7 protein-coding genes are annotated in these 11866 nt (G+C 23.2%); 5 read left to right on the forward strand and 2 right to left on the reverse strand.

The window, feature by feature from the left end; all coding sequences use genetic code 11:
• Window positions 1-14: 14 nt before the first annotated feature.
• Both MBCUR_RS04485 and MBCUR_RS04490 read left to right on the forward strand, forming a co-directional pair.
• Window positions 15-296, forward strand: coding sequence for a hypothetical protein (locus MBCUR_RS04485; protein WP_067090735.1), 282 nt, complete (start codon window positions 15-17; stop codon window positions 294-296).
• Window positions 297-303: 7 nt separating this feature from the next.
• A complete protein-coding gene (locus tag MBCUR_RS04490) occupies window positions 304-1377 on the forward strand; it encodes a ribonuclease H-like domain-containing protein (protein ID WP_067090754.1) in 1074 nt (357 codons plus the stop codon).
• Window positions 1378-1569: 192 nt separating this feature from the next.
• Here MBCUR_RS04490 and MBCUR_RS04495 read toward each other — a convergent pair whose 3' ends face one another.
• A complete protein-coding gene (locus MBCUR_RS04495; RefSeq protein WP_067090738.1) occupies window positions 1570-1977 on the reverse strand; it encodes a hypothetical protein in 408 nt (135 codons plus the stop codon).
• A gap of 1885 nt (window positions 1978-3862) precedes the next feature.
• Between MBCUR_RS04495 and MBCUR_RS04500 the strand changes: the two genes are divergently transcribed.
• Window positions 3863-4951 carry a Coenzyme F420 hydrogenase/dehydrogenase, beta subunit C-terminal domain gene (locus tag MBCUR_RS04500; RefSeq protein WP_067090741.1) on the forward strand — a complete coding sequence of 363 codons (1089 nt, stop codon included), beginning with the start codon at window positions 3863-3865 and terminating at the stop codon, window positions 4949-4951.
• Between the two features lie 198 nt (window positions 4952-5149).
• On the opposite strand, the gene MBCUR_RS04505 is transcribed toward MBCUR_RS04500, so the two are convergent.
• The gene (locus MBCUR_RS04505) at window positions 5150-7045 is read right to left on the reverse strand and encodes an Ig-like domain-containing protein (protein ID WP_067090743.1); all 1896 of its coding nucleotides are present in this window, start codon (window positions 7043-7045) and stop codon (window positions 5150-5152) included.
• Window positions 7046-7609: 564 nt separating this feature from the next.
• On the opposite strand from MBCUR_RS04505, the gene MBCUR_RS04510 reads away from it, so the two are divergent.
• Both MBCUR_RS04510 and MBCUR_RS04515 read left to right on the forward strand, forming a co-directional pair.
• On the forward strand, window positions 7610-9316 hold the full coding sequence (locus tag MBCUR_RS04510; protein WP_067090746.1) for a right-handed parallel beta-helix repeat-containing protein: 1707 nt from the start codon (window positions 7610-7612) through the stop codon (window positions 9314-9316).
• Between the two features lie 385 nt (window positions 9317-9701).
• Complete coding sequence (locus tag MBCUR_RS04515) at window positions 9702-11678, forward strand: right-handed parallel beta-helix repeat-containing protein (RefSeq protein ID WP_067090750.1); 1977 nt, start codon at window positions 9702-9704, stop codon at window positions 11676-11678.
• Window positions 11679-11866 lie beyond the last annotated feature (188 nt).

Raw genomic sequence — 11866 nt, forward strand, 5'->3', positions numbered from 1 at the left:
AGGAGAAAAATAATATGAATGTAATTAAAGAAGAAATTCTTGAAAAAATCAACGATAGTTTAAAAGAATATCCTGCTTCGATAGACGGAATAACAATGATTTCTTTTTCTGAAAAAAAGTCTTACATTGGTAATATAAAGTTTTTAGATATGGAAAAAGTAGAAGAAGCAAAAAAAATACTATCAAAGGTGTTTAAATGCTATGGGCATTATTCTATCCATAGCCAAGAAGTTGTTTCTTGTTGTGCACCTAAATACATGACAATTGGATTTAAAATTGATGTTGAGGAAAATTAAGGATAAAATGGCTAAGAAAAATGATAACAAAAATGATCAAGAATTAAATGATCAAGAAGAAAAAAATCAAGAAGAAAAAGATTTATTAAAACTAATTCTTTCAAAATCAATAACATCAGAAAACCCAGCTGAAGACTGCAACATTAATTCTTATAATTCAAATGACTTTTTTTCAAATTTTAAAAAAAAATTGTTACATGATTATGAAGGTAAAGAATTCTTAGATTTAGCTGGAAGCGAAATAATTGAAACAAAGTATGGAGAAACATTAAAAATCACTCAAAAAGAAAAAATAGATTTTAAAATATTAAAAAGTAATTTAAAAGATAGATTGTTATTTGATTTAAAATTAATTCCTGGAATTGGTCCAAAAAAAGAAAAAAAACTAAAAGAAGAAGGATATGAAGATTTATACTCCTTAAAATCACTTCCTAAATACTCCAAAAATGTAAATTTAGCCATTGAAAATATCAACTCATCATTTACAGATTTCTTTGATTACCTAAAACAAAATTCATATTCTCATAATGAAACAATTAAAGCATGTCAATTTGCAGATGAAAAAGATTTTAAATTTATGGACATTGAAACATTAGGTCTTAACAATGTTCCTATTATTTTAATTGGAATAGCTGAAATTAAAGGAAATTACATTGAAACGAACCAATACTTTTTAAGAGAAGAATCAGAAGAACCAGCTATTTTGCATGAATATTTCAATCATTTAAATGATGATTCTATTTTAGTCACATATAATGGTGCAAGTTTTGATGTTCCATTTATAAAAGACAGATTTAGCCATCATGGACTGGATTACAACAAAAATTTAATAAATTATGATTTATTACATTATGTTAGGAAATTATGGCGTCATAGATTGCCTAATTGTCAATTACAAACTGTTGAAAGTGAAATTTTTAACATAAAAAGAGAAAATGATGTTCCAGGATCTGAAATTCCAGGATACTATAAATCATACTTAAATGAAAACAACATAGGTCCAGTAGTCCCAATAATTGAACACAACAGAATAGATGTTGTTTCTTTGGCTAGTTTCCTTATGAAATTGGCAAATGAGTAATTAATCTATATTGTTGATTTTCAATTGAAAAAAGATTTAAAAAAATAAAAAAACATAAATAAAAGGAGAATAGATAAAAGGAATATAAATAAAAGGAATATAAATAAAAGAATATAAATAGAAATAGCTAAAAAGTAAAAATTAATAAAAAGTAAATTATTAAATTGTATAAAAAAAAGAAAAAATAAAAGTTTATACTTTGTAAACTTTTATTGAAACAATATTTAATGAATACTTTGATGAATAATCTCCAGACAAACCAGACACAATGTCAAAATCAACATCATTTAACTTACTTTTTGGGTTGTAATAATATAACATTCCTTCAACTGGAGAAAAACATTTTATATAATTATTTACAGAGGCTTGTTCATAAAATAATTTTCCCCATTCTCCATTAAAATAATTCTTTAAATGAACTGTGTATCTTTGATACTTATATCCTGATTTACGTGGTAAAACACCGTAAACATAAATATCTGTTGAATTCATTTTTACAGATTTAGGGCTCCACTTTGTATTGATTTTAACCATTTCTTTTAATGGTTCCACAGATTTTTCATTTTTGGCTTTTGAACTGCTGTTGGTTTTATTAGTCACTATCTTATTGTTATTTTCATTATTATTTTCATTATTGTCTGCTAGTTTATTATTATTTGTATTATTTACATTATTTTTTGTTTTTAATGTGTTGTATAATGGGATTTTAACAACTTCACCAGTTATGTCTCCATCATTACTGTTTGTGGGTTTAATAATCGCATAGTCCGTGGGTGCAGCATTTACTTGTGATGCTCCAATAGCTAAGATAATAATTATTATAATTATCTTAAATAATAGACTAATTTTTTTAAATATAATATCTCCTCCATTAAAATGAATTTAATATTATTAATTTAAATATAAATTAAAATTAGCTAAATCAAAGTTAGATAAACTAAAATCAGATAAATTAAGCATGTCAATTTAATAAATTAAATTAACAAAACACATATAGTTATAAAAATAAATTTGTTAATTATATTTAAATTAATTTTCATTTAGATCTTGAATTAGATATTATAAAATAGGTTTTGCTAAGTATTTTTAATAAATTAAATATCCTGCTTTGGAATTGAGGTTTCAACATTCATTTATTAGTTTATTTAACTTAACAAAAACCTGACATAGTCTCATCTCCCAGATTAATTGTTTAAGTAAATTTTTATTAAAATATTTTTTATTGTTTAAAATATTTTCCAATAATTACTCAATAAATTAAATAATTAATCGAATAAATTAAATAATTAATTAATAATCCAATACTGATAAAATTAAATATAAATATCTTAATTATTTATTAATTTAATAATATCAATAATATCAATTAATAATATCATTGTTTAAATAAAAATTTTATTAGAATATATCATTATATTTTTTATTATTTATAAAACATTTCTTTTTATTTTCATTAAACACTATTATTTACATGATGTTTTCAATTTATTCAATTGATAAACTTTTTATAAAATAGAAATTCTGTTATTTTCTTGCTTTTGAACTTTAAAATCAGATAAATCATGCCAGGTTTGTAAAATCAATATTTTTAACACAATAATTTTGTCACTATTAGGTCTACCGCATTTTTCAAACTGATTATCCTACAAAACATTAATAATATATCTAAAAATTTCCCAATTAATAAGTAGATCAACATAAACCAAACGATCACCTAAATATTCAACTTTACCATACTATCTATTTATAAAATAATTGTTCAAGTTATATATTGTCATAAATGTCTATATTATATTATATAAACCTTTTTATATTAATTTAAAGAATATATAAATAAAGAAAATTCCAAAAAACATCAAATTATAAACAATAAAATCAAAAAAAATTTACTGAAGTTTATCAAAATTCTCTATCATTAATTTCCATTTTATCTTAAAAATAATAGCTAAAATCATGAAAGAATAATTAGTTTATTTAACTCGATTTTTAATAAAAACTATTTTAAAAGACACTTATAAAGTTTATTTGATTGTAACTTATTTTTTTAAAAATTAAGAAAATTTAAAAAGTTTTTTTTTTTAAATGAAAAAAACTAAAGAAAATGAAAAATTTTATTAAAAAATTTCATTAAAATATAAAAATTGAAAAATAACTAATAAAAAAAAGAATAAAATATAATTGGAAAAGTATAAATTATAATAATTTAAATATAATTATAATATAAACATATTTTGAAATAAGAGAGATATTTAATAATAAATATGCTAGTAAATATACTAATAATTAATAAAATAACTATTATGAAGTCTATTATATAGTAACCATAGCAATAATTATATATAATTTTTTCATAATATTATAATAATATTATAAATATTTTTTTATTTAATTTAATTTTACTTAATTTTACTTTATTTAAGCTTGTTTATTTTTTTATTTAATTAAAATATGATATTATTATAATGCTCATTAATCAGGTGATATTATGGCAGATAAAAAAGCAGCAATGGTAGGAACTCCATGTCAGATTTTAGCAGCTACAAAAATCAATGAATATAAAGACAAAACTGGTGGTTCACCAATATGTATTAAAATTGGCTTATTTTGTATGGAAAACTTCTCATATCATTATTTAAAAGAATTCTTAGAAAATGATGGAATTAAACTTAAAGATGTTAAAGAATTTAGAATAGAAAATAATAGGTTTAAAGTTTTTCTAAATAGTGGAGATTTAAAAGATTATTCAATTCCACAAACTGAAAGCTTTAAACGAAAGAACTGTGATGTATGTATAGATTTTGCATCAGATTTTTCTGATATTTCTGTTGGATCGGTTGGTTCTAAAAAAGGTTATTCTACTTTGATTGTTAGATCTGAAAAAGGAGAAAAAATAATTGAAGGGTTAGAAAAAGCAGGCTACATTGAAACAACAGAGGTTGATGAGAAATTATTAAATCTTCTTGAAAAAATAGCTGGTGGGAAAAAATCTAAAAACTTAAAAAACATAGAATTTAAGGAAAAAATAGCTAGACAAGTTTTATACAATCGCATAATTTCTGAAAAAGAATTTGAAGAAGATACTGATGGAGCAGACTTTGATTTGCTTGAAAGTGATGTAATCAAGGTAGGTAACTGTGTTTTATGTGGAGCATGTGAATATGTTTGTCCTGAAAATATTGTTGAAATAAACAGCAGAAAACCAGTAAAAAAGGGTAAATGTAGAGAAAATTGTAATTTATGTTATATATCTTGTCCTCGTACTTTTACTTCCTCTAAAATAATCTCAAATGATTTGAAAGCAAAACCTGAATCTTATCCATTAGGGAAATACATAAAAATTTTAAATGCAAAATCAACTAAAAATAAAGGTCAAGATGGTGGTGTAGTAACAGCTATTCTCTTATACTTGTTAGATGAAAAATTGGTTGATGATGTGTTTGTAGTAGGAGAAGACCCTAATAATCCTTGGAAACCAATACCTAAGTTAACTAGTGATAAAAATGAAGTTTTAGCTGCTGCAGGAACAAAATACAGTACAGTTCCAATAGCTTTTAAAGCTTTAAAGACAAAATAATTTTTTCATATTTTTCATTTTTATATTTTACTTTTTATTTTTTTATATTTTATTTTTTTATCTGATACTTGATATATCAATTAAATAAAAAAAAGAAAAAAATAATATTTATTGTTTTTATGATAATTTTTAGAATAAATAAATATTATTATTTAAAAAATTGAATATTTTTAATCAAAGTTTTTTCTTAGTTTTTTTTTAAATCTTTAAAATTTTTAAAGCTTGAAAAACATATTTAGGACTTTTTAAACTTTTTAAATGCTTTAAATATTTAACTAAAGATTTATAAGTAATTTTACTTATTTTTATAAGCTTGGATTTATTATAAAATTTTACTGTTTTAAGTTTTTTGTTTAATTTACCATATTTAATTATGTATGCATCTTTTTTATTTGCTTTAGTTTTATAAATATTTATAATATTTTTACCAGTTTTTGTAATTAATTTATAGTAAACAGCTATTTTTTTAATTTCTTGCTTATTTTTATTAGAATTATTTGCTTTTGGTTTGATTTTTTCAAAATTTAAGTTTAATGTAGTATTTGAAGATGAATAATTGTCATTTCCATTAAAAATGGCTAAAATTTCGTATTTTCCAGTGTTTATTGGGTTGTAATAAAGTTTAGCTATTCCATCTTTATTTGTGGTGTTTTTTCCAATAGATTTGTTATTTAAATAAAATTCAACTTCTAAATTTTTAATACTTTGATTGTTTCTATCATTTAACTGAGCTGTAATTGGAATTATTTTAGATGAGTTAAATAAAATATCTGAGCCATTTAATGTAGAATAAGAATAAATCATTTTAACAAGAACAAATTCATTGTCACTAAATGCTCTAACTGTGTATTCTTTGTTAAAAATATTTATTGGTAATCCCCATGGTGTCCCTGATCCCCATGTAAGTGAAAATCCTCTAATGTCTCTGTCAAATGTATTGTTAAATGGACAAATAACGGTTATATTAAACTTAGGTAATTTTGTAACATTGTCTTCACATGGGATGTTAGTTGTAAACTGATATTTTAAATTTAAGCTTTCCTCTTGGGAATAAAATCTTGTGTCATTTTCATGGAATTTTTCAAAGTTTGATTGGGTGTCGTTTAAAACGATTTCAATGTTATACCAATAATCAATTTTTAAATTTTCACCATAGTTAGCTATTTCTGTTGGAGTATTAACTCCCCACCAATTTAAATTGGCATCTGTATTATTACCATAATTTTCAAGGTTATATCCATTTTTAGTGTTATTTAAAATTCTGTTGTAGTTTACAATGGATCCATTTGAATTTTCATCAATAACTATCCCTTTTACATTATTTAGTATGTTTGAAGAGGTGATTGTAGAATTTTTTCCATTAATATAGATTGCATCACTGTTATTTATAAATTCTGATGAGCTAAGAGTTGTATTTCCTATAGAATAAACTCCCCCACCTTTGATAGCTTGATTTGAAATAAAACTTGAGTTTTGAGCTGTTAAATATCCAAAATTAGCTATTGCTCCTCCAAATACTCCTTGATTATTTTTAAATGAACAATTTATAAATTCCACAGACCCATAATTAGAAATAGCTCCTCCATTAATGTTAAGCCCATTAATAAAGCTTATGTTTTCAAACACTACATTAGAGTTTTCACCAAGCTTAAATAGATATCCATTATTTTTTCCATCTATAATTACATTTTCCTTAGAGATAGCAATTATTTTTAAACTTCCATTAAGTGAAATATCATTATTAATGTCATTGTTTTTGTTATAAATTCCATCTAAAAGAATAATTTGATTATACGTATCATTTAAATTGTTAATTGATAATATTGCATCATTTATGTTGTTATAATCTTCATCCATACCACTATTTGGAGAAACTACATAATCAGCAGCTGAAATACTACTTGGAATTAAAATTAATCCCAAAATACATAAAAAAATACTAAAAAGAATAATATTTTTTAAAAAGCTGTTATTTAATAAGCTATTTTTTAATAAGCTATTATTTAGTAAGCTATTATTTAAGAAGCTATTATTTAAACTATTTTTATTTAAGCTATTATTTAATTTTTTTTCATTATTTAAGTAAAAATTCATTTAATCACCATTGATTAGATTAAGATCATATTTATAAGATCTTATTTGTCGCATAAGTATATATCATTTATTAAGTGTATTATTTGATTATAGGTGTATATTATTTAATTATAAGTTCATACTATTCTTATTTATATGTGTATTTTTAAATTATAACGAATGTAATATTGTAGTTATAACTGTTGTAATAATTATTAATTATTTTCATTTATTATATTTAGTGTTTTCGATATATAATATTTTATAATTAAATTTTTGTTTTGTTTTTCTTATATTTTATGATAATAAACAATATTTGGGGTGTCCATATAATTAAAATCAAATCGAAAATTATAAATATACATATCGATATAAAGCTTATTTGGTAAATAAAATATTTTTGTAATATAGTTATATAATATTTTGTAATATAGTTTAATATTTTTGTAATATATTTATATACAAACAACAATTTTTTAAATCTCTTAATTATAAAAATATTTATTTACAAAAAATTTTAAAAAAATTAAAATTTCTTATAGAATTCTTTTTATAGAATTTTTTTAATAATGGAGGATATATTAAATGTTTAAATCAAAAAAATCACTATTTATGTTGGTGTTATTGATTTCTATATTTGTTTTAGCAAGCTCAACAGCATTTGCTGCTAATCATACAGTGTCAAATACCAACACAGTAGCTGAAATCCAATCAGTCATTGATTCTGCTACATTAGGTGATACAGTAAATTTCAACCCAGGCAATTATGCTAACTTAGTGTTAAATGTTAATAAATCAATTACCTTAAATGGTAATGGTGCAAATATTAATACTAATAATGGAACAAAAACTGTTTTCACTGCAAGTGGAACAGAACCAACCACTTACAAAGACATAACCATTAAAAACTTTGTAATTAATGAGGCTGATATTAGTAGTGGAAATATAATTAGTTTTACTGGTGGTGTTGATAATTTGGTTTTAGATCAAATTACAATTACTGGTGATAATCTTAATTTTGGAACTGGAATAAATTTACGTGGAGCTACAAACGTTGTAATCTCTAATTCTGATATTTCAGGTGTAAGAGATGCTATTGGAGTAGGTGGAGGAAGTAAATATACCATAGTTGGTAATAATTTCCATGACACTGGAAGAAACTCCATGAGCTTTTTCCAAGATGCTAACACTTTTGTTGTTGCTAACAACACATTATCCAATGCACAATTCGGTATTTTCTATGGTGGCGGAGTTAAATATGTTGATATTGTCAATAATACCATAACTGGATTTAATTTAGGATTAGGCTTTGTTAAAGCTGTTGGTGACACAAATGTTGTAGGTAATACTCTTACTAACAATGATATTGCTATTGAAGTAAAAGCTGGAGATGAAGCTCACGGTTATGCTACCTTAGCTCAAAATCTTACTATTGTAAATAATGTTATTCAAAATAATACAAAATTTGGTATCTATTTATTTAACCTTGCAGAAGGTCAAGTAGGAACAGATATAGTAATAGATTCTAATGACTTTGCTAATAATGGTATTGGATTGAAAGACGAATTTAATTGGAGTAGTTCAGATTGGACACAAGCATTTGACAGTTATGGTTTAGATATTGTTAAAAACTACTTCCAAGCTCCTGACGAGAATGGAACAGTAGAAAATCAAACTGCTAACATTACAATTAGTTCTAAAGTAAATGTTACTTCAGTAACTGTTGGTCAAAAAGTTGTTTACTCTATCACAGTTAAAAATACTGGTAATGTTGCTTCTGATGCGATAACTGTTAATGCGGGTATTCCTTCTACTTATGGAACTGCTGTAGCTCAATATATTGCTGATAACTCTGCATATTCAAAAGGTACATGGACCATTGACTCTTTAGGTGCTGGTGATACAGCAGTTTTAGTTTTAGAAGTAACCACTAAAAAAGCAGGAACTGCAAAAATCACAACTACTTTAAGTTCTTCAAACAATGTATCAGAATCTGTAACTAAAACTTTAACCATTAAAGATCTTAAACCTGCTAAAATATCTTATACTGTAAAAAATAAAGTTAAAGGTAAACAACTCATAAGAACATATACCATTAAAAATACTGGTGAAAAAGTTGGAACTGCTTCTATAAATTTAAAAATACCAAATGGTTACAAATATGTTAAAACTGTTGTAGGCAAATATGCAAGTTACAAATACACAGCCGCTAAAAAGTCTGTAGCTTTAAAAGTTACTAAATTACCTGGTGCTAAATATACCACTATTACTGTAACTGTACAAAAAAAATAAGTTGAATTAGAGAATTTAGTAAATATTTTTAATAAAGATATTTAATTAAAGAAGATTGTTTATAGTTTTTTATATTCAATTCTTCTATTTTTTATATTTAATATATTTTTTTATATTAATTATTTAAATTCTAATTTATTATTTCTAATTTTAGTGTTTAAATAATTAATATTAAATCTTTTTTCTTAATAATGATTTAAAATTAGTTTTCATTTAAATAAATTTTTTTATATTAATTATTATAAATTTTTAATAATATACATTATGAATACAATTATGAATTTTTAAATTTATTATATTAATAAATTTTATAAATATCTTGTAATTAATAGGATTTTTATAAATGTGTTGTAATTAATAGGATTTAAAATAAATTGGTGAATATATGAATAAGAGTAAGTTAATAATAGTGTTTTTATTGATATTAGGTGCATTTATATTATTTTCAAATGCTTCATTTGCTAGTGAGGCTAAAGAATGGACAGTTCACAATGTTACAGTGGAAAATGGCATTACATATGAATTGAGTAACAACAATGGCTATATTCAAAGATTAATAGACTACAATCTTAGTGACGGAGATACATTATATTTCCCAGATTCTAGTTATACCCATATGAGTTTACAAATAAATAAATCTCTCAATATTATAGGAAATAATAGCTTTTTAGAAGTTTGCCATACAAAAGAAGCTTTACTTCCAGGTTCTGATCATAAAACTTTGTTTGTACTTTTAGATGGAGCTAAAGGAACAAATATCTCAGGGTTCAAAATATCTAACCCAATGGAAGACGATCCATATGATAAAGATGGAATTATTGAAGGATATTCAATCTTTGTAAATGGGGCTTCTGATATTAAACTATCTAACATTACTTACCTTTCTCTTGGAACTGGATTAAAAATTTCAGGTTCAGAAAATGTTTTAGTTGAAAATTCTATAATAAATGGCTCTATTGTAGGAATTAATATTTCAAATTCAAATAAAGTTTATATTGTTAATAATAAAATATATAACAATATTGAAGGAATTACATTTACAGCTAATTCCTCAAATATTTTAATTCACAACAACAATATTTCATTTAATATGAACAATGGAATAAGTTTTGAAGGCGGAAATGATACTACATATAGTAATGTAACAATATCATATAATTATATTAACTCAAATATAAATAATTCAGGAATAAGAATAAACTCTAATTTTCCTAATTTAAAAATATTAAGTAATATGATTACTTCAAATGGTGATTTTGGTATTTTCTTTGATTTTGATGCCAATAGAACTGGAAATCCAACAATTGAATATAATTTAATCTACAACAACAAAGGATACAATGATGGTGTTACAGATTATATTTTTGAAATTCAAAGAATAGGAGAATCACATGCAGAGCGTGAACATTTAATTACAGGTTACAATTACTTTGGAGTAAATGAAAGGTCCAGTGCAGCATTATGTGCTAAAACCCATGTAGGAATGATTATTCTTAAAATATCAGAAATTTCAAAAGGTGTTTATAACTTATCCTATGTAAAAGAAGGAAGCAATGAAGTTGTTAATCAACTAATTAGCCATTCAATAAGAGTTTACTTAAATAATGCCAGTAATAATTTTTACCCTACAATCACCAATGGAACTGGAATATTAGATTTAAGAGAAAGTAATTTTGCAAACACATCTAATAAACTTACAGCTGTTGCAAAATTATTAACAGAGTATAATATTAATGATAATTTTATTCCTAAAAAATCAGTTTCAATTTATTCAAATATCAGCTCAAAATCAGTTGTGTCTGGTAAAGTTGTAAAATATACAGTAACAATTGTAAACAATGGAGATAAAAAAATATCCAATATTTTAATTAAAAATTTAATTCCAAGACTTAGCATTAATTCATATACAACTAATTTAGGTTCTTTTAATAAAAATACAGCTCAATGGTCAATATCTAAGTTAGAATCAGGTAAAACAGCTAAAATTACAATTAATGTTTTAACTAAAGCCATTGCTTCTTATAAAACCACTCCACAGTTAACTGGTGGTGGATTTAATTTAAAAAACCAAACTTTATCTTTGAATGTTGTTAAAGGAAAGGCAAAATTTACATCTTCTTCCAAAGATACTAAATCTGGTAAGAATATAATTAGAACATTAAAAGTTAAAAATTCTGGCACAGCAAAAGGCTCAATTTCAAAGTATATAAAGATTCCTTCTAAATATACATATCTTAAAACCACTGTTTTAAAAGGATCAACCTTTAAATATTACTCTAAACAAAAACAGTTATATGTTAAAGTAAGTAATTTAAACCCTGGAAAAACCACAACAATTAAAATAACAATGAAAAAAAGATAGTTGTAATTTTATAATATTTTTATATCATGACACTTTTAGTTATGGTTATTTTTATAAAAATACTTTTAAGCATATTCATTTTATAGCATAATGCTTTTAATTATATTCATTTTACTATAATGTTTTTACATTATTTAACAATTATTTTTAAATCTTTAAAAGTACATTTTATGAAATAATATAATAAT

It is taken from the genome of Methanobrevibacter curvatus (genome assembly GCF_001639295.1).
Classification (GTDB): Archaea; Methanobacteriota; Methanobacteria; order Methanobacteriales; family Methanobacteriaceae; genus Methanoflexus; species Methanoflexus curvatus.

What these genes read in the sequence shown, in the direction of transcription:
- MBCUR_RS04490 (WP_067090754.1), top strand. Translation starts at nt 304, where the DNA reads ATGGCTAAGAAAAATGATAACAAAAATGATCAAGAATTAAATGATCAA.
- MBCUR_RS04485 (WP_067090735.1), top strand. Translation starts at nt 15, where the DNA reads ATGAATGTAATTAAAGAAGAAATTCTTGAAAAAATCAACGATAGTTTA.
- MBCUR_RS04510 (WP_067090746.1), top strand. Translation starts at nt 7,610, where the DNA reads ATGTTTAAATCAAAAAAATCACTATTTATGTTGGTGTTATTGATTTCT.
- MBCUR_RS04500 (WP_067090741.1), top strand. Translation starts at nt 3,863, where the DNA reads ATGGCAGATAAAAAAGCAGCAATGGTAGGAACTCCATGTCAGATTTTA.
- MBCUR_RS04505 (WP_067090743.1), bottom strand. Translation starts at nt 7,045, where the DNA reads ATGAATTTTTACTTAAATAATGAAAAAAAATTAAATAATAGCTTAAAT.
- MBCUR_RS04515 (WP_067090750.1), top strand. Translation starts at nt 9,702, where the DNA reads ATGAATAAGAGTAAGTTAATAATAGTGTTTTTATTGATATTAGGTGCA.